This is a genomic window from Pseudomonas sp. B21-019, assembly GCF_024749225.1.
In the GTDB taxonomy this organism is placed as follows: Bacteria; Pseudomonadota; Gammaproteobacteria; order Pseudomonadales; family Pseudomonadaceae; genus Aquipseudomonas.
Genome location: NZ_CP087193.1, coordinates 5,909,590 through 5,931,021, shown reverse-complemented (window position 1 = coordinate 5,931,021; position 21,432 = coordinate 5,909,590). Strand labels below are relative to the sequence as shown.

22 protein-coding genes are annotated in these 21,432 nt (G+C 60.2%); 15 read left to right on the top strand and 7 right to left on the bottom strand.

Translation table 11 applies throughout. The features are described from left to right. Positions 1-70: 70 nt before the first annotated feature. Positions 71-448, bottom strand: a complete 378-nt coding sequence (locus LOY36_RS26695; RefSeq protein WP_258671468.1) for a DUF6124 family protein — start codon at positions 446-448, stop codon at positions 71-73. A 461-nt stretch (positions 449-909) separates the two neighbouring features. Here LOY36_RS26695 and LOY36_RS26690 point away from each other — a divergent pair, with 461 nt between their 5' ends. The 11 genes from LOY36_RS26690 to madM all read left to right on the top strand — a co-directional run bounded on the left by LOY36_RS26690 (position 910) and on the right by madM (position 9,434). Then, the gene (locus tag LOY36_RS26690) at positions 910-1,539 is read left to right on the top strand and encodes a nucleotidyltransferase domain-containing protein (RefSeq protein ID WP_258671467.1); all 630 of its coding nucleotides are present in this window, start codon (positions 910-912) and stop codon (positions 1,537-1,539) included. Then, positions 1,502-1,942, top strand: a complete 441-nt coding sequence (locus tag LOY36_RS26685) for a hypothetical protein (protein WP_258671466.1) — start codon at positions 1,502-1,504, stop codon at positions 1,940-1,942. The genes LOY36_RS26690 and LOY36_RS26685 overlap by 38 nt, the downstream gene beginning before the upstream one ends. 208 nt (positions 1,943-2,150) lie before the next feature. Beyond that, entirely contained in the window at positions 2,151-3,821 is a 1,671-nt protein-coding gene (gene mdcA / locus LOY36_RS26680; RefSeq protein ID WP_258671465.1) for a malonate decarboxylase subunit alpha, read from the top strand. After that, positions 3,821-4,708, top strand: a complete 888-nt coding sequence (locus LOY36_RS26675) for a triphosphoribosyl-dephospho-CoA synthase (RefSeq protein ID WP_258671464.1) — start codon at positions 3,821-3,823, stop codon at positions 4,706-4,708. Before mdcA ends, LOY36_RS26675 begins: the two co-directional genes overlap by 1 nt. Further along, the gene (locus LOY36_RS26670; protein ID WP_007941972.1) at positions 4,708-5,007 is read left to right on the top strand and encodes a malonate decarboxylase subunit delta; all 300 of its coding nucleotides are present in this window, start codon (positions 4,708-4,710) and stop codon (positions 5,005-5,007) included. Before LOY36_RS26675 ends, LOY36_RS26670 begins: the two co-directional genes overlap by 1 nt. Continuing rightward, complete coding sequence (locus tag LOY36_RS26665; protein ID WP_258671462.1) at positions 5,000-5,863, top strand: biotin-independent malonate decarboxylase subunit beta; 864 nt, start codon at positions 5,000-5,002, stop codon at positions 5,861-5,863. Before LOY36_RS26670 ends, LOY36_RS26665 begins: the two co-directional genes overlap by 8 nt. Further along, a complete protein-coding gene (gene mdcE, locus LOY36_RS26660) occupies positions 5,860-6,663 on the top strand; it encodes a biotin-independent malonate decarboxylase subunit gamma (RefSeq protein WP_258671461.1) in 804 nt (267 codons plus the stop codon). Before LOY36_RS26665 ends, mdcE begins: the two co-directional genes overlap by 4 nt. After that, entirely contained in the window at positions 6,657-7,277 is a 621-nt protein-coding gene (locus tag LOY36_RS26655) for a malonate decarboxylase holo-ACP synthase (RefSeq protein ID WP_258671459.1), read from the top strand. Before mdcE ends, LOY36_RS26655 begins: the two co-directional genes overlap by 7 nt. Continuing rightward, complete coding sequence (gene mdcH, locus LOY36_RS26650; protein ID WP_019650243.1) at positions 7,274-8,185, top strand: malonate decarboxylase subunit epsilon; 912 nt, start codon at positions 7,274-7,276, stop codon at positions 8,183-8,185. The genes LOY36_RS26655 and mdcH overlap by 4 nt, the downstream gene beginning before the upstream one ends. 66 nt (positions 8,186-8,251) lie before the next feature. Further along, positions 8,252-8,668 carry a malonate transporter subunit MadL gene (gene madL, locus LOY36_RS26645; protein WP_018928727.1) on the top strand — a complete coding sequence of 139 codons (417 nt, stop codon included), beginning with the start codon at positions 8,252-8,254 and terminating at the stop codon, positions 8,666-8,668. A gap of 1 nt (position 8,669) precedes the next feature. Continuing rightward, positions 8,670-9,434, top strand: coding sequence for a malonate transporter subunit MadM (gene madM, locus LOY36_RS26640; protein WP_258671458.1), 765 nt, complete (start codon positions 8,670-8,672; stop codon positions 9,432-9,434). Positions 9,435-9,480: 46 nt separating this feature from the next. On the opposite strand, the gene LOY36_RS26635 is transcribed toward madM, so the two are convergent. Next, positions 9,481-10,395 carry a LysR substrate-binding domain-containing protein gene (locus LOY36_RS26635; protein ID WP_019580637.1) on the bottom strand — a complete coding sequence of 305 codons (915 nt, stop codon included), beginning with the start codon at positions 10,393-10,395 and terminating at the stop codon, positions 9,481-9,483. A 252-nt stretch (positions 10,396-10,647) separates the two neighbouring features. Between LOY36_RS26635 and LOY36_RS26630 the strand changes: the two genes are divergently transcribed. Continuing rightward, positions 10,648-11,265: a PAQR family membrane homeostasis protein TrhA gene (locus LOY36_RS26630; RefSeq protein ID WP_018928730.1), complete on the top strand. Its 618-nt coding sequence runs from the start codon at positions 10,648-10,650 to the stop codon at positions 11,263-11,265. A 158-nt stretch (positions 11,266-11,423) separates the two neighbouring features. On the opposite strand, the gene LOY36_RS26625 is transcribed toward LOY36_RS26630, so the two are convergent. Both LOY36_RS26625 and LOY36_RS26620 read right to left on the bottom strand, forming a co-directional pair. Beyond that, the gene (locus tag LOY36_RS26625; RefSeq protein WP_018928731.1) at positions 11,424-12,143 is read right to left on the bottom strand and encodes a 16S rRNA (uracil(1498)-N(3))-methyltransferase; all 720 of its coding nucleotides are present in this window, start codon (positions 12,141-12,143) and stop codon (positions 11,424-11,426) included. A gap of 210 nt (positions 12,144-12,353) precedes the next feature. After that, positions 12,354-13,760, bottom strand: a complete 1,407-nt coding sequence (locus LOY36_RS26620) for an adenosylmethionine--8-amino-7-oxononanoate transaminase (RefSeq protein ID WP_258671456.1) — start codon at positions 13,758-13,760, stop codon at positions 12,354-12,356. A 222-nt stretch (positions 13,761-13,982) separates the two neighbouring features. Here LOY36_RS26620 and LOY36_RS26615 point away from each other — a divergent pair, with 222 nt between their 5' ends. Beyond that, on the top strand, positions 13,983-15,752 hold the full coding sequence (locus tag LOY36_RS26615; RefSeq protein ID WP_258671454.1) for a flavin monoamine oxidase family protein: 1,770 nt from the start codon (positions 13,983-13,985) through the stop codon (positions 15,750-15,752). 88 nt (positions 15,753-15,840) lie between these two features. Here the strand turns inward: LOY36_RS26615 and LOY36_RS26610 are convergent, their stop codons facing one another. Continuing rightward, entirely contained in the window at positions 15,841-16,770 is a 930-nt protein-coding gene (locus LOY36_RS26610; RefSeq protein WP_258671452.1) for a YncE family protein, read from the bottom strand. A 282-nt stretch (positions 16,771-17,052) separates the two neighbouring features. Between LOY36_RS26610 and LOY36_RS26605 the strand changes: the two genes are divergently transcribed. Both LOY36_RS26605 and LOY36_RS26600 read left to right on the top strand, forming a co-directional pair. Next, the gene (locus tag LOY36_RS26605) at positions 17,053-17,604 is read left to right on the top strand and encodes a cytochrome b (protein WP_018928735.1); all 552 of its coding nucleotides are present in this window, start codon (positions 17,053-17,055) and stop codon (positions 17,602-17,604) included. A 32-nt stretch (positions 17,605-17,636) separates the two neighbouring features. After that, entirely contained in the window at positions 17,637-18,230 is a 594-nt protein-coding gene (locus LOY36_RS26600) for a YceI family protein (protein ID WP_018928736.1), read from the top strand. A 169-nt stretch (positions 18,231-18,399) separates the two neighbouring features. Here LOY36_RS26600 and LOY36_RS26595 read toward each other — a convergent pair whose 3' ends face one another. Both LOY36_RS26595 and LOY36_RS26590 read right to left on the bottom strand, forming a co-directional pair. Further along, positions 18,400-20,253, bottom strand: coding sequence for a DEAD/DEAH box helicase (locus tag LOY36_RS26595; protein ID WP_258671450.1), 1,854 nt, complete (start codon positions 20,251-20,253; stop codon positions 18,400-18,402). Positions 20,254-20,475: 222 nt separating this feature from the next. Next, positions 20,476-21,291 (bottom strand): ABC transporter substrate-binding protein, encoded by an 816-nt coding sequence (locus LOY36_RS26590; RefSeq protein ID WP_258671448.1) that lies wholly within the window; start codon positions 21,289-21,291, stop codon positions 20,476-20,478. Positions 21,292-21,432 lie beyond the last annotated feature (141 nt).

Here is a 21,432-nt window from a genome sequence, read left to right as displayed (position 1 = left end):
AAGAACAATGGTTTTACGACTGCTTCGCAGCCGAACGGGAGCAAGCTCCCTCGCCACAGGGGGGTGTGCGCTAAACCCCGGCCCGAGCCTTCATCTGCAACGACTCATGATGATCCAGCACCCGCTCCACCAACAACTGCACGCCATCTGCCAAACGGCTGAGCGCCAAGGCTACAGAGCGACGTGAGCCTTCCACATCGTCCGCGAGGTCAGCAGCAATGGCGCTGATAGACAGCAGGTCTTCGGAGGCATTGGCCAGAAGGGCTTCGGTGTCGATGTCGGGGGAGACGCTGAAGAGGCGGGATTTACGGCGTTTGGCCGGTTTTTCGTGGGGTGGCGGGAAGTAATGGGAGAAGGCGCGGTCGGCGGCTTCCTTGAGTTTCTCGGCTTCGAGGGAAGCTTGGGAATCGACGCCGGTTTCCGGGGGGTTGGGAGTAGCTTTGAACATAGTGAAGCTCCATTTAATGAGTTTCAGCTGCTCCATCGGGTTCCAATCGAAGGGGTGGCAGCTGTACGCGGGCTGGAACCCGGGCAAACGGACAAAACCCGACAGACCCGAAGGTCTCCCGCGCACAGCCGCCATAACGGAGTGCACACATTAAAGGTGCGCAAGCATACGTTATGAAAGGCGCTTTTGCCTCGTTAACACCACGGGGTTCCAATCCCGGTCGCTGAGTTTGCAGCGACCCCCAAACGATAAAGATCAACGCAAAACCGCACCAGTCAGCGGGTTCCGGCATTGCTGTAGGTCACGACGCAAGGTTGTGTAGCCTCGCACCGTTACTGCGGACAAACTTTTAAACACAAAACCCCAAGCGGTCGGACCTCGCCACAAAGGTTTCTGCATTGGGTTGAAGATTCCCAAAAAGGGACCTATCGTTCCTTTTTTGGGACTTATCGGTCGTTGCCGTGAAAAACCTGTCATTGAGCGAAGCCTTGTTCACCACCACCCAGCAAAAAGTGCTCGGCCTGCTGTTTGGTAAACCCGACCGAAGTTTTTACGCCAACGAGATCGCCCGCTGGGCTCAAGTGGGTAAAGGCAGTCTCATGCGCGAGCTGGATCGGTTGCAGCGGGCAGGCGTGCTGACCATGACCCGTCAGGGCAACCAGACCCACTATCAAGCCAATCCCGACTGCCCGATCTATGCCGAACTGCTGGGCATCGCCCGCAAAACCTTTGGTATTGCCGAGCCTCTGCGTCAGGCGCTCCAACCCTTTGTCGCACAGATCACTTGGGCATTTGTGTACGGCTCTATCGCCAAGGATCAGGCAAACGCATCCAGTGACATTGATCTCATGCTGATCGGCGAGGGCCTGCACTACAGTGAAGTGATGGAGCGGCTCATGCCTATGGAAGAACAACTGGGCCGCACTCTCAACCCGACGCTCTACACCCCTGAAGACTGGGCCGCAAAACTGGCGGCTGAAAACAGCTTTGTCGTGCGGGTAGCGCAGCAGGACAAGATCAATCTGATGGGGGGAAACCCTTTGGAGTCCAAGGATGGGCAGCAACGAGAACCTGGAAAACCTGTTACGTAGTGGTGGACTGAAAGCTGAGCCGCCGGATCGCAAGGAATGCGAAGGGCTGATGCGTTCGGCTGTGGATCGATTGAAAGACGCCCAAACGTCTTCGCTTTCCTTCGCGAGTCGTTTCGACCTGGCTTACAACGCTGCCCATGCCCTTGCACTGACGGCTCTTCGCTTGTGCGGCTACCGTTCGGACAAACGCTATCTGGTGTTTCAGTGCCTGGTTCATACCGCTGATATTGGCAAAGTACAGGTTCGGCTATTCGCCCTGTGTCATGAGCGACGAAACCTGGCGGAATACGAAGGCTATATGGATGAAGATCCGGCGTTATTGGCGCAGCTATTGGAAAGCACCGGGCAGCTTCTGATTCGAGTGCAGGAACAGATGGCATCCTTCAGTTCATCGCGGACCTGATCGTTCCCACGCGCAGCAAAGGAATGCAGCCCGGGGCGCTCTGCGTCCCAAGAGCCGAACGCGGAGCGTCCGTTGAGGCATTCCCACGCAGAGCGTGGGAACGATCAACCATTACCCTGACCGTAACGATCCAACACTCCGCTTGATTGATGCCCCGCCCCCAACACTCCTAAGGTGACTCCCACGACAGCGAACCCGTGGAGTGGTCATGACAACAACAATATCCCCCGACTCGCGATGGACGCGGCGGCGCAGCGAAAAGCAGCGGCGTCTCGAATTGGTGAAGGGGCTTGCCGACGGTGTGGTGTTGCCCACCGACAAGATCGTGGCAGCGCTGGAGGCGTTGATCCTGCCTGGCGACCGTGTGGTGCTGGAGGGCAATAACCAGAAGCAGGCGGATTTCCTGTCCCGCTCCCTGGCCAAGGCCGATCCGGGCAAGCTGCATGATTTGCACATGATCATGCCCAGCGTCGGGCGCTCCGAACACCTGGATCTGTTTGAACGCGGTATCGCGCGCAAGCTCGATTTCTCGTTCGCCGGTACCCAAAGCCTGCGCATCAGCCAGTTGCTCGAAGACGGTTTGCTGGAAATCGGCGCGATCCACACCTACATCGAGCTCTATGCGCGGCTGGTGGTGGACCTGACTCCCAACGTCGTGCTCTCGGCCGGTTTCATGGCCGACCGCGCCGGCAACATCTACACCGGCCCAAGTACCGAAGACACCCCGGCGTTGATCGAACCGGCGGCCTTCAGCGACGGCATTGTCATCGTCCAGGTCAATCAACTGGTGGACGATGTCAGCGACCTGCCTCGCGTGGATATCCCCGCGTCCTGGGTCGATTTCGTGGTGGTGGCGGACAAGCCGTTTTACATTGAGCCGCTGTTCACCCGCGACCCACGCCACATCAAGCCTGTGCACGTATTGATGGCGATGATGGCGATCCGCGGGATCTACGAAAAACACAACGTCCAGTCGCTGAACCACGGCATCGGCTTCAACACCGCCGCCATCGAACTGATCCTACCGACTTACGGCGAGTCCCTCGGCCTCAAGGGCAAGATCTGCCGCAACTGGACGCTCAATCCGCATCCAACCCTGATTCCGGCCATCGAAAGTGGCTGGGTCGAAAGCGTGCATTGCTTCGGCACCGAACTGGGCATGGAAAACTACATCGCCGCCCGGCCTGATGTGTTCTTCACCGGCCGCGATGGCTCCCTGCGCTCCAACCGGATGTTCAGTCAGCTCGCCGGGCAATACGCGGTGGACCTGTTCATCGGCGCGACCTTGCAAGTCGATGGCGACGGTCATTCTTCGACAGTAACTCGCGGTCGCCTGGCCGGTTTCGGTGGCGCGCCGAACATGGGGCACGACCCGCGCGGGCGTCGTCACGGCACGCCAGCCTGGCTCGACATGCGCCACACCGACGTGGCCGAGCCGATGCTCGAACGCGGCAAGAAGCTCGTGGTGCAGATGGTCGAGACCTTCCAGGAGGGCGGTAAACCGACCTTCGTCGAAACCCTAGACGCGGTGGAGGTGGCGAAGAAAAGCGGCATGCCGCTGGCGCCGATCATGATCTATGGCGACGACGTCACCCATCTGCTCACCGAAGAAGGCATCGCCTACTTGTACAAGGCCCGCTCCCTCGAAGAGCGCCAGGCGATGATCGCTGCTGTCGCCGGGGTGACCGCCATCGGCTTGCGCCACAACCCCAAAGACACCGCGCGCATGCGCCGCGAAGGCCTGATCGCCTTGCCCGAAGACCTCGGCATCCGCCGTACCGACGCCACTCGCGAACTGCTCGCTGCGAAAAGCGTGGCCGATCTGGTGGAGTGGTCCGGTGGCCTCTACAACCCGCCCGCCAAGTTCAGGAGCTGGTAATGCACGCATTCAACCTGCAACCGAGAACGTTAACCCAGCCCTTGTCGATGCCCGAACGGCTGGCGGACCTGGCGGTGGACGCGCTGATCGACGAAGCGGACCTGTCGCCGAAACCGGCGCTAGTGGACCGTCGCGGCAATGGTGCGCACACCGATTTGCACCTTGGGCTGATGCACGCTTCGGCGTTGTCCCTGTGGCCGGCGTTCAAGGCAATGGCGGACGCGGCCATCGAGTTCGGCGAAGTCGGCCTGCCCCTGCGTGAAGCTGTCGGGTGCATTGGTCGTGAAGGCGAGCAAGTGATGCTCGCTACTACAGGCGGTGTGAACACCCATCGTGGGGCGATCTGGGCCTTGGGGCTTCTGGTCACAGTCGTCGCGCTGGAACCTGAATCCTGTGCCGCAAGCTCAATCGCTTTGCGCGCTGCACGCCTGGCCTTGCTCGACGACCGTTACTCGCCACGTCCTTTCAGCCACGGTGCCCAGGTCGCCCAACGCTACGGCGCACGCGGTGCCCGTGAAGAGGCACAGCTCGGTTTCCCGGCGGTGATTCAACGCGCACTGCCGCAACTCAAACGCAGCCGCGCTACCGGCCATGGCGAACAGAACGCCCGGCTCGATGCCTTGCTGGCGATCATGACGACACTGGCCGACACCTGCGTCCTTTACCGCGCAGGCGAAACCGGCCTGCACACCATGCAATTCGGCGCGCAAGCCGTGCTCGACGCCGGCGGCAGCGCCAGCCTCGCCGGTCGCCGTCGTTTGCATGAGCTGGACCAACAATTAATCGCGTTGAATGCCTCGCCCGGCGGCGCTGCGGACTTGCTCGCAGCCTGTCTGTTCATCGACCGCATTGAGTCGTGCGACGGCATCTTCCAGGGAGCGTTTTGATGGAAACCTTATCCTTTGAATTCCCCGCTGGGCAGCCGCCACGGGGCAGGGCGCTGGTGGGCTGTGTGGGCTCGGGCGATCTGGAAGTGCTGATCGAGCCGGGGCTGGCGGGCAAATTGACGATCCAGGTGCAGACCTCGGTCAATGGCAGTGAACAACGCTGGCAGCATCTGTTCGCACGGATGTTCGATGGCCAGACACCGCCCGCGATGGCGATCGATATCCACGATTTCGGCGCCACCCCTGGCGTGGTGCGCTTGCGTCTGGAACAGGGCTTTGAGGAGATTGGCCATGACTGACAGCGCAGCACTTCTCAACCCATTCCTTGAAAGGCAGAGCTTCGTCGAACTCGGTGCCCGGCAACGGGCAAAAGCGCTGCTCGATGCCGGCACTTTTCGTGAACTGCTCGACCCGTTTCAGCGCGTCATGTCGCCATGGCTGTCGCGCCAGGGCGTGGTGCCGCAAGCCGATGACGGGGTGGTGATCGCCAAGGGCAGCATTGGCGGTTTGCCGGTGGTGATCGCGGCCATCGAAGGCGCGTTTCAGGGCGGCAGCCTGGGTGAAGTCGGCGGGGCGAAGATTGCCGGTGCGCTGGAACTGGCCGCCGAGGACAACCGCAAAGGCATTGCCACTTGCGCCGTGTTGCTGCTGGAAACCGGCGGCGTGCGTTTGCAGGAAGCCAATCTCGGGCTGGCGGCGATTGCCGATATTCATGCGGCGATCGTCGATTTGCGCCAGTACCAACCGGTAATCGGCGTGGTCGCCGGCAGCGTCGGCTGTTTTGGTGGGATGTCGATTGCTGCCGGGTTGTGCAGCTACTTACTGGTCACCCAGGAAGCACGCCTTGGACTCAACGGCCCGCAGGTGATCGAGCAGGAAGCCGGGCTTGAGGAATACGACTCCCGTGATCGCCCGTTTATCTGGAGCCTGACCGGCGGTGAGCAACGGTTCGCCAGTGGCTTGGTGGATCGCTATGTCGAGGACGACGTGGCGCAGATTCAGCAGCAGGTCGGCGAATTGCTCAAGCAAGGTTTGCCGGAGCAACAACGTAGTCGCCAAGCCGAATGGTTCCTGCAACGGCTGGCCCGTCTGGACGCCGAACCGCAAATCGAGCCGGCGACGGTTCGCGATCTGTATCAAGGAGAGCGCTCATGAGTTCGTATTCCCTGAGAGGCCTGAACTGGTTCAACGCCTTGAGCGCTGGCGCGAAATCGGTCGAGGGTTTGCCGGCTTCGTTGAAAGTTGCCGACGGTGTACTGGGCGATCAGCCCGTGCGATTGATTGCGGTGGTGGCCGACCCCGACAACCGCTTCGCCCGCGCCCGCAATGGCGAGGTGGGTCTGCTGGAAGGTTGGGGGCTGGCTAAATCGGTGGATGAGGTGATCGAAGCCGATCGGGATAAACCGCACAAACGGGCGTTGATCGCCATCGTCGATGTGCCGAGCCAGGCTTACGGTCGGCGCGAAGAAGCGCTCGGCATTCATCAGGCGTTGGCCGGTGCGGCGGACAGTTATGCCCGCGCCCGACTGGCCGGCCATGCGGTGATCGGTTTGCTGGTGGGCAAGGCGATGTCCGGGGCGTTTCTCGCTCATGGTTATCAGGCCAACCGGCTGATCGCGTTGCGCGATCCGGGTGTGATGGTGCATGCGATGGGCAAGGCTTCGGCGGCGCGGGTGACGTTGCGCAGTGTCGAAGAGCTTGAAGCCCTGGCCGCCAGCGTGCCGCCGATGGCCTATGACATCGACAGCTTCGCCAGCCTGGGTTTGCTCTGGGAAACCTTGTCGGTGGAGCAGATCGAGCAGCCGACGACGGCGGATCTGGCTCGCGTGACGGAGTGTCTGCACCAGGCGATTGGCGATGTCGCTACCAGCGGTCGCGATCTGAGCAGCCGCTTGGGCGCGAGTAACCGCGCCGCGTCGAGCAAGGTTCGCCAACTGCTGAGAGCGCAGTGGTGAACACGTTTCTGGCCCACGACCTGCTCTGGGGGATGACCCCGGAGCAGTTGCCGGCGGATGCGCCTGGGTGGGTGGTCGAGTCGATCAGCGCGGGTCAGCCGGTGGTGGTTCGGCGTGCGATAACCGCTTCGAATCAGGTCGCAGTCGGGGTGCGTGGACGCTTGCGCGAACAGCGTTATGCAACGTCGATGGCCGTTGCTGCGATTTCGCATCAGGTACGGCCGGAAGACCTCTGTCATGTCGAGAGCACTCGCAAGCTGCCGAGCCTGCGAGCGCTGGCGCAACTGCGTCCGATGCTCGACGCCTGCGGTTGGGTGTGGGGTGTCAGCGGCAGCGCCGGGTTCGAATTGGCCAGCGGTTTTACGGCGCTCCATGAGCGCAGCGATCTCGACTTGATCCTGCGTACACCGCAGCCGTTGAGCCGTACTCAAGCGCGGGCATTGATGACGCTTCTCGGCAGCGCCGAGTGTCTGGTGGACGTGCAGTTGCAGACGCCAAGTGGCGCTGTTGCCCTGCGCGAATGGGCTGGCCCGTCGCAACGGGTTCTACTCAAGAACGCCCATGAAGCGTGTCTGGTGTCCGATCCGTGGAACCCGCAGGAGCAAGCAGCGTGAGCAGCTTGCTGGTGTTCCCCGGTCAGGGCGCGCAGCAGCCGGGCATGCTTCATCGTTTACCTCGGGAAACGCTGATCGAGGCGAGCGAGGTGCTTGGCGAAGACGTCTTGCTGCTCGATTCTGCCGAGGCGTTGCAGTCGACAAGGGCGGTTCAGCTGTGCCTGCTGATTGCCGGCGTCGCCGCTTCGCGTCAGTTATCAATGGCACCGGATTACGTGGCGGGACTGTCCATCGGTGCCTATCCGGCGGCGGTGGTTGCGGGCGCCTTGAGTTTCAGTGATGCGCTGCATCTGGTCAGCCTGCGCGGTGAGCTGATGCAGCAGGCTTATCCTCAGGGCTATGGCATGACCGCGATCATCGGGCTGGAACTGGCGACGGTGGAAGGGTTGCTGGCGCAGGTTCACAGCGTCGACACGCCGGTTTACCTGGCCAACATCAATGCCGATAACCAGGTGGTGATCGCCGGCAGCGATGCTGCGATGAAAGCGGTTGCCGAATTGGCGAAAGGTCGTGGCGCCGGTCTGGCCAAGCGCTTGGCGGTCAGCGTGCCGTCCCATTGTCCGCTGCTGGAAGTTCCCGCAAAGACCTTGGCCGAAGCGTTCGCCAGGGTGCAATTGAAAACGCCGACCCTGGGTTACCTGAGCGGCAGCCGCGCACGCCCCGTCATCAATACTGATGCCTTGCGCGATGATTTGGCGTTCAACATGTGCCGCGTCGTCGATTGGCGCGGTACGGTGCAAAGCGCTTACGAGCGCGGCGTGCGTCTACAAATCGAACTGCCGCCCGGTGCGGTGTTGACCGGGCTGGCGCGCCGGGTGTTCGAGCAGGGCACCGTGATTGCCTTCGACGGTGCACGGCTCGATACCTTGCAGGCGCTGTTGCGTGAGGAGGGAAGCCGCCAACCCTAGATCACCGACTCAGGTTGCGAACTACAAAAACAACAATTCCGACGATGCACTTTGAGGACTACAACAATGATTATTTACGGTGTGGCGCTGTTGGCGATCTGTACGCTGGCAGGGGTGATCATGGGTGACATGCTCGGCGTGTTGCTGGGTGTGAAATCCAACGTCGGCGGGGTCGGGATCGCGATGATCCTGCTGATTTGCGCGCGGTTGTGGATGCAAAAACGCGGCGGCATGACCAAGGATTGCGAGATGGGCGTCGGCTTCTGGGGCGCCATGTACATTCCGGTGGTGGTTGCCATGGCGGCGCAACAGAACGTCGTCACCGCCCTGCACGGCGGCCCGGTGGCGGTGCTGGCGGCGATCGGTTCGGTGGTGCTCTGCGGCTGCACCATTGCGTTGATCAGCCGGACCCACAAAGGCGAACCCTTGCCCGATGAACCGGTGGACATAACACCGGTCGGCACGCCAGTAGGAGGTCGCTGATATGTGGGAACTCATTGAGAAAGGCCTGGTAAATAACAGTCTGGTCACGGCATTCGCGTTTGTTGGCGTAATCATGTGGGTGTCGGTGATTCTGTCCAAGCGCCTGACTTTCGGGCGGATTCACGGCTCGGCGATTGCCATCGTCATCGGCCTGGTGCTGGCCTGGGTTGGCGGCACCATGACCGGCGGGCAAAAAGGCCTGGCGGATCTGTCACTGTTTTCCGGCATCGGCTTGATGGGCGGCGCCATGCTGCGTGACTTCGCCATCGTTGCCACGGCGTTCGAGGTGCAGGCCACCGAAGCGAAAAAGGCCGGGATGATTGGCGTCATCGCGCTGCTGCTGGGCACGATTCTGCCGTTCATTGTCGGGGCGAGCATTGCCTGGGTGTTCGGTTATCGCGATGCGATCAGCATGACCACCATTGGCGCAGGCGCGGTGACGTACATCGTCGGGCCGGTGACGGGTGCTGCGATTGGTGCCTCATCCGATGTGATGGCGCTGTCGATTGCCACCGGGTTGATCAAGGCGATTCTGGTGATGGTCGGCACGCCGGTGGCGGCGCGCTGGATGGGCCTGGATAACCCGCGCTCGGCGATGGTGTTTGGTGGGTTGGCCGGGACTGTCAGCGGTGTGACCGCCGGGTTGGCGGCGACGGATCGGCGGCTGGTGCCGTATGGCGCGCTGACGGCGACGTTCCACACCGGGCTGGGGTGCTTGCTTGGGCCTTCGTTGCTGTACTTCATTGTTCGCGGGATTGTTGGTTAACGAATGACTGCTTCTTGTGGTGAGGGAGCAAGCTCCCTCACCACATTCAAGCCTGGCGATTGGCATACATCCGGCATTCCGCCAACAGTGCCAGCAGATTCGGGTCACGCTCTTTGGCCTTGAGAAATACCACGCCAATGTGCTGCTGCAACCGGTACTTTTCCTGCAATGGAATCAGCTTCACCCGGTTCTCATACACCGCCGCAATCCGCCCCGGCAGCAGCGCATAACCCACCCCCGAGCTGACCATGCTCAGCAGGGTGAAGATGTCGTTGACCTGCATCGCCACCTTCGGCTCGAACCCCGCCTGCTTGAACACCCGAATACCGTCCTGGTGCGTGGCGAAGCCTTGGGTCAGGGTGATGAACGTTTCGTCGCGCACCTCGGCCAGATCGACTTCGCTCCGCTGGGCAAACGGCGAGTCAGCCGGGGTGGCGAGGAAGATGTCATCGGAAAACAGCGGGATCTGCTCACAGTCCGGGTCGTTGACGCTGTCGTCCAGCGACACCAGGATCGCGTCGACTTCCATGTTTTTGAGCTTGTACAACAGGTCGATGTTCGAGCCCAGGATCAGGTCGATATTGAGTTCGCTACGGCGGATTTTCAGGCCCATGATCAGCTGCGGCACAGTCTTCACCGTCAGCGAATACAGCGAGCCGAGTTTGAAACGCTCGGCGGAGAACCCGGCGGCTTCGCGGGTCAGGCGCACGGTTTCGAGCACATCCTGAATCAGCTTCTGCGCCCGCTCTTCCAGCACATAAGCGCTTTCCAACGGGGTCAGGTTGCGGCCTTCGTGCTTGAATAGCGGGCAACGCAAGGCGCTTTCCAGGGAATGGATGGCGCGGTGCACGCTGACGTTGCTGGTCTGCAACTCGACGGCGGCGCGGGCCAGGTTGCCGGTGCGCATGAAGGCCAGGAACACTTCGAGTTTTTTCAGGGTCAACTCTTCATCGATCAGCATGGGCCAAACTCTTTTTGGAATGACCTGATTGTGCCCAATTGGCTAACGTTTGGCTTGATGGCTTTCGTAGGGGCTGCCGAAGGCTGCGATCTTTTGATCTTGATTTTCGGTGTCCTTGAAGATGCCTAAGATCAAAAGATCGCAGCCTCGTTTCACTCGACAGCTCCTACACAGCTCCTACACAGCTCCTACACAGCTCCTACACAGTTCTTGCAGGGGCTTTGTGTTAATGAATTTTGAGGTGAGCAACACATGTATCACGGGGAAAGATTGAACGCCTGGACGCATTTGGTTGGGGCGGTGGCGGCATTGGTCGGGGGCGTGTGGCTGCTGGTGATCGCCAGTATGGATGGCAGTCCGTGGAAGATCGTCAGTGTGGCGATTTACGCGTTTACCTTGCTGGTGCTCTACAGCGCCTCGACCGTGTACCACAGCGTGCGTGGGCGCAAGAAAGCGATCATGCAGAAGGTCGATCACTTTTCGATCTACTTGCTGATCGCCGGCAGTTACACGCCGTTCTGCCTGGTGACCCTGCGCGGGCCGTGGGGCTGGACGCTGTTCGGGATTGTCTGGGGGCTGGCGCTGATTGGCATCCTGCAAGAGATCAAACCGCGCTCGGAAGCACGGATTCTGTCGGTCGTGATTTACGCGGTGATGGGCTGGATCGTGCTGGTGGCGGTCAAGCCGTTACTGGCGGCACTGGGCCCTGTCGGCTTTACCTTGCTGGCGTCGGGCGGGGTGTTGTACACCGTGGGGATTATCTTTTTTGCCCTCGACCATCGTCTGCGCCACGCCCATGGGATCTGGCATCTGTTCGTGATCGCCGGGAGTTTGCTGCACTTTGTGGCGATTTGGTTCTACGTCTTGTGACTGCTTTTGTGGCGAGGGGGCTTGCCCCCGTTGGGCTGCGAAGCGGCCCCAGTCTTGCAACGCGTCTTCTCAGATACAACGCATAAACCGGATTTACGACTGCTTCGCAGCCGAACGGGGCGGTGCGGCGTTCCGACAAGCCCCCTCGCCACAAGGCTCTAGAAGTCACCCCAGAGTTGTTGGGCAACCGCCAATGCCACCACCGGCGCGGTTTCGGTGCGCAGTACGCGCGGGCCGAGGCGGGCGGCGTGGAAACCGCCAGCCTTGGCCTGTTCGACTTCGACGTCGGACAAGCCGCCCTCCGGGCCGATCAGGAACGCCAGGCTTGCAGGTTTGGCGTGGCTCACCAGCGGCTCGGCCACCGGATGCAGCACCAGTTTCAATTCGGCCGCGGTCTGCTTCAACCAGTCAGCCAACAGCAATGGCGGATGAATCACCGGCACCCGTGAACGCCCACACTGCTCGCAGGCGCTGATCGCCACCTGACGCCAGTGCATCAGGCGTTTGTCGGCGCGTTCGTCCTTGAGGCGGACTTCGCAGCGGTCGGTGAAAATCGGGGTGATTTCGGTGACGCCCAGTTCGGTGGCTTTTTGAATCGCCCAGTCCATCCGCTCGCCACGGGACAAACCCTGGCCGAGATGGACCGCCAGCGACGACTCGACCTGACCGGTAAAGCTTTCATCGATTTGCACCACCACGCGCTTCTTGCCGACTTCCACCAGCGTGCCGCGAAACTCGTGGCCCGAGCCGTCGAACAGTTGCACCGCATCACCCTCGGCCATGCGCAGCACACGGCTGATGTAATGCGCCTGGGCTTCGGGCAACTCGTGTTCGCCGGTGCTCAAAGGGGCGTCGATAAAGAAGCGGGACAGTCTCATCTTGGGTCTCTACTGAATCAGAAATTTGGATCGAGTCGCTTTTGTGGCGAGGGGGCTTGCCCCCGTTGGGCCGCGAAGCGACCCCAAAACCTGCAACTGCGCTATTCCAGTGAAAACGTATCAACCGGATTTACGACTGCTTCGCAGCCGAACGGGGGCAAGCCCCCTCGCCACAGTTAAGCTCTTTCACACAGGGATCTGGGCAAGGCTTCAACCCGGATCGCGATAGCCCGGATGAAAGTCCTTCGGCACCGCCACGCTGACGCTGTCACGGGTGGCGATGTCGATGCCTTCGCTGGCCACTTCGGCCAGAAAATCGATCTGCTCCGGGGTAATCACGTAAGGCGGCAGGAAATACACCACGCTGCCCAACGGCCTCAGTAAAGCACCTCGTTGCAGTGCATGCTGGAACACGGTCAAACCGCGACGTTCCTGCCACGGGTAAGCGGTCTTGCTGGCCTTGTCCTTGACCATCTCGATCGCCAGCACCATGCCGGTCTGGCGCACTTCAGAGACGTTCGGGTGATCGGCCAGGTGCGCGGTGGAGGAGGCCATGCGCTGGGCCAGGGCCTTGTTGTTCTCGATGACGTTGTCTTCTTCGAAGATATCCAGCGTCGCCAATGCCGCCGCGCAGGCCAGCGGATTGCCGGTATAGCTGTGGGAATGCAGGAAGGCGCGCAGGGTCGGGTAGTCGTCGTAGAACGCGCTGTAGACCTCATCGGTGGTCAGGCAGGCCGCCAACGGCAGGTAACCGCCAGTCAGGGCCTTGGACAGGCAGAGGAAGTCCGGGCGGATACCGGCCTGTTCGCAGGCGAACATTGTGCCGGTACGACCGAAGCCGACGGCGATTTCATCGTGGATCAGGTGCACGCCATAACGATCACAGGCGTCGCGCAGCAGCTTGAGGTACACCGGGTGATACATGCGCATGCCGCCGGCGCCCTGAATCAGCGGCTCCAGAATCACCGCGGCCACGGTATCGTGGTTGTCGGCCAGGGTCTGCTCCATGGCGGCGAACATGTTGCGCGAGTGTTCTTCCCAGCTCATGCCCTCGGGGCGCAGGTAGCAATCGGGGCTCGGCACCTTGATGGTGTCCATCAGCAGGGCTTTGTAGGTTTCGGTAAACAGCGGCACGTCGCCCACTGCCATCGCCGCCATGGTCTCGCCGTGGTAGCCGTTGGTGAGGGTGACGAAGCGCTTCTTGTTCGGCTGGCCGCGGTTGAGCCAGTAGTGAAAGCTCATTTTCAGCGCGACTTCGATGCACGATGAACCGTTATCGGCATAAAAACACCGGGTCAGGCCTTCGGGCGTCATCTTCACCAGACGCTCGGACAGCTCGATCACCGGCTGATGACTGAAACCGGCGAGGATCACGTGTTCCAGCTGATCGACCTGATTCTTGATGCGCTGGTTGATCCGCGGGTTGGCGTGGCCGAACACGTTGACCCACCAGGAGCTGACGGCGTCGAGGTAGCGTTTGCCTTCGAAGTCTTCCAGCCACACGCCTTCACCGCGCTTGATCGGGATCAGCGGCAGCTGTTCGTGGTCTTTCATCTGGGTGCAGGGATGCCATAACACGGCGAGATCGCGTTCCATCCACTGTTTATTCAGGCCCATTTTCTGTCTCCTCGAGGCTACCCGTGACGTAGGCGGGTAAACAATCGCGCAAGCCTATGCAATGCGCGTCACGGGGACAACCCATTGTGTCGATTGAGCTACTTTGTATAGGACGATAGACGTCGCTGGCGGCGTTTTGATGGCTGACGTATTCTTCGCGGCTCTTTGAGTCGTCTGACTCGTAAAACCGCTATTTCCTCGTGTATTTCCGGAGTTCTCTGAATGTCTGCTGGTTGGCTGCGCGCCTGTGCGCTGGTGATGTTAGGGCTGTTCAGCGTTTCGGCGCTGGCCAAGGATAAAACAGCGATCGTGGTCGGCGGCGGGCTTTCGGGCCTCACCGCGGCGTACGAACTGCAGAGCAAAGGCTGGCAGGTCACCCTGCTGGAAGCCAAACCGACCCTGGGCGGTCGTTCCGGCATGGCCACCAGCGAGTGGATCGGCAACGACAAGACCCAACCGGTTTTGAACAAGTACATCTCGACGTTCAAGCTGAGCACCACGCCAGCCCCCGAGTTCGTGCGGACCCCGGGTTACCTGATCGACGGTGAATACTTTAGCGCCGCCGATCTGGCGACTAAGCAACCGGCCACCAGCGACGCGCTGAAACGCTACGAAAAGACCCTGGATGACCTGGCGCGTTCGATCGAAGACCCGCAAAACCCGGCCGCCAACAGCACGCTGTTCGCCCTGGACCAGATCAACGTGGCCAACTGGCTCGATCGCCTGAATCTGCCAGCCACTGCGCGTCAGTTGGTGAATCAGGAGATTCGTACCCGTTACGACGAACCTTCGCGCCTGTCGCTGCTGTATTTTGCCCAACAAAGCCGCGTCTACCGTGGCATTGCTGACCGTGACCTGCGCGCCTCGCGCCTGCCCGGCGGCAGCCCGGTGTTGGCCCAGGCCTTCGTCAAGCAACTGAAAACCATCAAGACCAGTTCCCCGGTTTCGTCCATTACCCAGGATAAGGACGGTGTGAGCGTCAAGGTCGGCAGCGTTGGCTATCAGGCGGACTACGTCGTACTGGCCGTGCCATTGCGCGCACTGAACAAAATCCAGATGACTCCGGCGCTGGACGCCCAGCACATGGGCGCCATCAAGGGTACCAACTACGGCTGGCGTGACCAGATCATGCTGAAGTTCAAGACGCCAGTGTGGGAAAGCAAGGCGCGCATGTCTGGCGAGATCTACAGCAACGCCGGTCTGGGCATGTTGTGGATCGAGCCGGCCTTGAAGGGCGGCGCCAACGTGGTGATCAACATTTCCGGCGACAACGCGCGGGTGATGCAGGCCTTTGGCGACAAGCAAATGGCCGATCAGGTGCTGATTCGTCTGCACGCCTTTTATCCACAGGCACGCGGTTCGTTCACCGGTTATGAAATCCGCCGCTACAGCACCGACCCATCAATGGGCGGCGCTTACCTGGCCTTCGGCCCGGGGCAGATCAGCAAATACTGGCGCCTGTGGGAACGTCCGTTGCAACGTGTAGCGTTTGCCGGCGAACACACTGACACCTTGTACCCAGGCACCCTGGAAGGCGCCTTGCGCACCGGTCAGCGTGCAGCCAGTCAGCTGGAAGACCTGGCAGCGGGCAAATCGTTTGAACCGGTGAAAGTTGTGCCGGCAGCGACCGCTGCGGCGGCAGGCGCGGTAGTGGCGAAGAAAGGCAATTTCTTCAGCAACCTGTTCGGTGGTTCGTCCGATAAAGCGGCCGACAAGGCAGAACCCGTGGCCCCCGTTGCTCCGGTACCCGCACCAGTCGCTGCGCCGGCTCCGGCACCTGCACCGGTTGAGGCACCGAAGCCAGTGGTGCCGGCGCAAGCCGAGCCGGTGAAGAAAGCACCGGCCAAAGCGCCAGTGAAAAAGCCTGCTGCCAAAACCGAGGCCAAAAAGGCTCCGGCCAAGGCAACGGCGAAAAAGACTGAGCCAGTGAAGAAACCAGTGGCGAGTACCGCTGCGAAGGCCCCGGTGGCGACTGAAACCAAGACACAGTAAGTTTTGGGATCAAAAAAAAAGCGCGGCAGTGATGCCGCGCTTTTTTTATGTCTTTGTCCTCCCGTGGAGGCAGCTGATTTTTTTGGTACTAAGGTAGATTGACGATATGGACTTGGTCGCTTTGGTAGTCGCTGATATAGGCGCGGTTGTGTCGATCAACAACCATGTAACGCGGATCGAAAGCGCCAGGGATGGGAACCCTGCGAACAATTTTATGGGTGGAGGTATTCACTTCCACGACCTCTTTTTCAGTTTGATCAACGGCATAAGCGTTCTTTTCGCCGAACACTATTTTCCCTTCGCAAGTCACAAAGTCGAGATGCTGGATGGTCGATGAGTCAGTGTCCAGCACGGTCAACTTTCGAGCATCCTGACACACGATATACACCTTTTTACCATCGGGGCTGACAGTAACCGCTGACGGGTATTGTTCGGTTTTGATGATATTGATGACTTCGAAAGTCTTGCTGCTGAGGACCGTGAGAGCGTCCTGATAAGGGCCGCCAGGGTAGTTGGTGCTGGAAATATAAAGACGCGAATCGTACTGGCTGATACCCACACTGATGGACGGTGAGGGTAAACCTTGGACTCTGCTTACCGCATAAGTACGGGTATCCATAATTGCCAGCCACTCTTTATCCTGTCGAACGGTGACGAAAACCTGCTTTCCATCCCGGCTCAAGACGATTTCCCAAGGGTGTCTCCCCACCGTGACGTTCCCAACCGCGCATGTATTGGTATCGATAACCGAAACCGAGCGTGAACCATAGTTGGTCACATAAGCCCTTTTCCCTTTATGGCCGAGAATGATGCTTTGGGGATACTGCTCCACGGCGATGGTGCGGATTACCTTTTTGATCCGGGTGTCGATGACGGACACGTTGCCCGACATGCGATTGCAAACAAATAAGTGCGATCCATCGTTGCTGATGGCCATCCCTCGCGGTCCTTCCCCTACGGGTATCGAATTGGATTGATTGCGTGTTATCACGGGGGATGAACTCGAATTGTGACTCATGGTAGAACTCCTGTTCAGACGCTTGGACTCACGTCCAAGTTCAAGTTCATCAATGACCTGCAATGAAAGCCACTGTTAAATGTGACAGATCTGACGAGTGGTATCGGCCCTCAAAGGAATATAAGGAGGGTACGTGAAGGTTTTTTCCTCCGGTTAACACTCTCTTAACCTCTCGGCCCCAAGGTCTTGATCGTATTTCTCGATATTTCAGAGCGAAATTTTCCGCTTTAAATCGATAGATAACTCGATAGTCTTGGGCGCAGTTCTTACAGGATTTGGGCAATGCAGCTACGTAACTCTTCTTCCCGCTACGGTTGGGTCAGCATCTTTATGCACTGGGGTGTGGCGTTGGCCGTCTTCGGCCTGTTTGCGTTGGGGTTGTGGATGGTCGGTCTCGATTACTACAGCACCTGGCGTAAAGACGCGCCGGATCTGCACAAGAGCATTGGTCTGGTGTTATTTGCCGTGATGTTGCTGCGGGTAGTGTGGCGCTTCATCAGCCCACCGCCGCCGCTCCTGCCAAGCTATAGCCGCATGACCCGCCTTGGCGCCAAGTTCGGCCATTCGTTCCTTTATCTCAGTCTGTTCGCTGTGATGATTGCCGGTTATCTGATTTCCACCGCAGACGGTGTCGGAATTCCGGTGTTTGGCCTGTTTGAAATTCCTGCACTGGTTTCCGGACTACCGGACCAGGCAGACACCGCGGGTGTGATTCATTTGTACCTGGCCTGGCTGCTGGTAATTTTTTCCGGTTTCCATGCGTTGGCTGCATTGAAGCACCACTTTATCGATCGTGATGCGACCCTGACGCGAATGCTGGGGCGCAAAGCCTGATGTTCTACCTCGACTCCAAAGGAATAGAAAGCATGTTGAAAAAGACGCTCGCCGCTCTGGCAATCGGTTCTGCTCTGCTGTCGGCTAACGTGATGGCGGCCGACTATGTGGTCGACAAAGAAGGCCAGCACGCCTTTGTTGACTTCAAGATCAGCCACCTGGGTTACAGCTACATCATCGGTACCTTCAAGGATATCGACGGCAAGTTCAGCTTCGACGCTGCCAAGCCTGAAGACAGCAAGATCGAGTTCAATGTGCGCACCGCCAGCGTGTTCACCAACCACGCCGAACGCGACAAGCACATCGCCAGCGGTGACTTCCTGAACGTGGGCAAATTCGCCGACGCCAAGTTCGTCTCCACCAGCGTCAAACCTACCGGTAAAAACGCCGCAGGCAAAGACACTGCCGACGTGACCGGCAACCTGACCCTGCTGGGCGTGACCAAGCCAATCGTGGTCAAAGCCACGTTCCTGGGTGAAGGCAAGGATCCATGGGGCGGCTACCGTGCCGGCTTCGAAGGCACCACCAGCATCAAGCGTTCCGATTTCGGCAAGCAGAAAGACCTGGGCCCAGCGTCCGACGCGGTCGATCTGTACGTGACGTTTGAAGGTGTCAAAGCGAAGTAACCTGCGCGCCTGACATAAAAAACGCCCCTGATCTCATGATCCGGGGCGTTTTTTATGGTCTGCCAGAATCCATACGGACGGCACCGAGCCCGCTCCCGCAGGTTTCTTCGCGAGCATAAAAAATGCCCCGGTCTTTCGATCCGGGGCATTTCTCATGGTTTTGAAAAACTCAGCGGTTGCGGGTCAGCAACGCTGGTTTTTCGCCGCGCGGACGGCCTGGCAGTTGATCCAGTTGCTCAGGGGTCGGGAAGCGATCGCTTTTCGACTCCTTGTGAATGATCTTCGGTGCCGGGCTCCTCGGGTTTTGCACGGCCGGTTCCGAACGAGACTGGTCGTCACGGGCCGGACGGCGGTTGCGGGACTCTTCGCGACGGGCCTGGCCGTCACGTGGAGCGCCGTTGCGTGGGCCACTGCGCTTGGCCGGTGGGGTGCCGGTGGTTGCGCCGCTGCTGTTGCGCGGACCGTTCTGGCGACCTTGTGGCTGACCGGCGCGCGGAGCGCCAGCGCCTTGTGCCGGTGCGCCCGGACGGCGGCCACGGCCCTGAGCCGGTTTGGCTTGGGGCACGTAGTCGACGCGGTTACCGAAGTTATCGATATCGTCGTCCAGGAACTCGTCCGGAGCACGGTCGGCGGCGCGAGGAGCCGGGCGCTGTTGTTCGCGGGCCGGAGTGCCTTCGCGTGGCTTGTGTTCACGGGCCGGGCGCTCGCCACGGCCAGCGGCAGGCTTTTCCTTGCCGCCCTTGTCCTTGCCTTTGTCTTTCCGACCGCCACCACCACCGCTGCCGTTCGGGCCGTCGCCGCGCGGGCCACGTGGAGCGCGTGGGTTACGTACATCCGGACGCTCGCGAACTTCCGGTTTCTCGGCTTCCACAGCGCTGGAGTCGAAGCCCATCAGGTCGCCGTCGGCGATTTTCTGCTTGGTCATGCGCTCGATGCTTTTCAGCAGTTTTTCTTCGTCCGGAGCGACCAACGAGATCGCCTCGCCCGAACGACCGGCACGGCCGGTACGACCGATACGGTGCACGTAATCTTCGTCGACGTTTGGCAGTTCGAAGTTGACCACATGAGGCAACTGGTCGATGTCGAGGCCACGAGCAGCAATGTCGGTGGCGACCAGGATGCGCACTTCACCGGCCTTGAAGTCGGCCAGGGCTTTGGTGCGGGCGTTCTGGCTCTTGTTGCCGTGGATCGCGACGGCGGTGAGGCCGTGTTTGTCCAGGTACTCGGCCAGGCGGTTGGCGCCGTGCTTGGTGCGGGTGAATACCAGCACCTGTTCCCAGGCGCCGGCAGTAATCAGGTGCGCGAGCAACGAACGCTTGTGGCTGGCGGCCAGACGGAATACGCGTTGTTCGATCCGCTCGACCGTGGTGTTCGGTGGCGTGACTTCGATGCGTTCCGGGTTGTGCAGCAGCTTGCCGGCGAGGTCGGTGATGTCTTTGGAGAACGTCGCCGAGAACAACAGGTTCTGCCGTTTGGCCGGGAGGCGGGCGAGGACCTTTTTCACGTCATGGACAAAGCCCATGTCGAGCATGCGGTCGGCTTCGTCCAGCACGAGGATTTCCACGTGGGACAAATCGACACTGCCTTGGCCGGCGAGGTCGAGTAGGCGACCCGGGCAGGCCACCAGCACGTCGACACCACGGGACATGGCTTGAACCTGCGGGTTCATGCCGACGCCACCGAAGATGCAGGCGCTGACGAACTTCAGGTCACGGGCATAGACCTTGAAGCTCTCGTGCACCTGAGCTGCGAGTTCGCGGGTTGGGGTCAGGACCAGTACGCGTGGTTGGCGCGGGCCGTGACGCTGGGATTTGTCCGGGTGACCGTTGGGAAACAACCGCTCCAGAATCGGAAGGGCGAAGCCACCGGTTTTACCAGTACCTGTCTGAGCCGCAACCATCAGGTCGCGACCTTGCAACACGGCGGGAATGGCCCGCTGTTGCACCGGAGTAGGCTCGGTATAGCCCGCTGCCTCGATGGCGCGGACTAAAGCCTCGGAGAGACCGAGGGAAGCAAAGGACATGAGTAATCCTGTTTTAGTTAGGGCTTGGCCCAATGGGAGTCTTGCCTGGCGCGAATGGCGTTTAAGAGGACGCAATCCCGTCCGGTCCTGCTGGGCCTCGAAGGCTCGTCTGGAGCGCTCGCGCGGGCTGAAAAGCTGCGCTGTAGCGGGATCGAGATGCCTTGAACAAGTCCGAGCGTCCGGGCGTGAGCCTGGCGGGAAGGCCGGAGTATAACAGAGCAATCACTGCGCGCCGCTTTCCTGCTGCTCAACGGTTTTTCCGCCGGTTGCGGTGGCGCTGGCGGCCCGGGCTTCGGTAGCCGGACCGGCACCATAGCGGGAGCTCAGTTCGGCATAGGCCGGTTCGCGCTTGAAGCGCTTGAGCTCGGCACCGAAACGCTGCACCAACAAATCCATCCCGGCATTGCGGCGCACCGCCAGATACTGGCTTTGCTGGCTGATGACAGTCGGGTTCTCGGTGATCTTGTCGCGGATGTCCAGTTGATCGAGCAAGTGCTGGCCGACCCGGTGATCGGTGATCAACAGGTCGATCCGCCCGCGCACCAGTTTGCCGAAGTTGGCTTCATGGGTAGGCGCCGGTTCCCGGGTAAACAACGTCGATTCGCTGAAGTCCTTGCTGTACAGGTAGCCCGGCGAGGTGCCGATGGTCAGGCCTTTCAGGTCGTCCAGGGTGCGAAACGGGAACGGCCGTTCATTGGCGTAGAACATCACGAATTCGACTTGCGAGAGCGGTTCGCTGGGGTAGAGCAGAGTCGCTTCGCGTTCATCGCTGTGGAAAATATCCAGCACACCGTCCGCCTGGCCTTGCTCAAGCATCGACAGGCAGCGCTTCCACGGCAAGAACTGCCATTCCACGTCAATCCCGAGACGTTTGAAGACAATGGCCGTGGTTTCGTAGTCGAGCCCGAGGTTCTTGCCGCCTTCTTCATAGACGTAGGGCGCCCAGGGTTCGGTGACAATACGCAGCTTCTCGCCCCGAGCGGTGGAGCTCAGGCAAGTGAATAGAAGCACGGTCAGTAACTGGGCGATCAGGGGCATGGCTTGAGATTACGACGAGAAATCATAAAGAGCCAGAAACCGGATCCAGAAGCTCTGGATCGGGCATTAAAAGCAAAAGATCGCAGCCTTCGGCGGCGCCTGCAGAGGTACATATTCCCCTGGAGGCGCTGCCGAAGACTG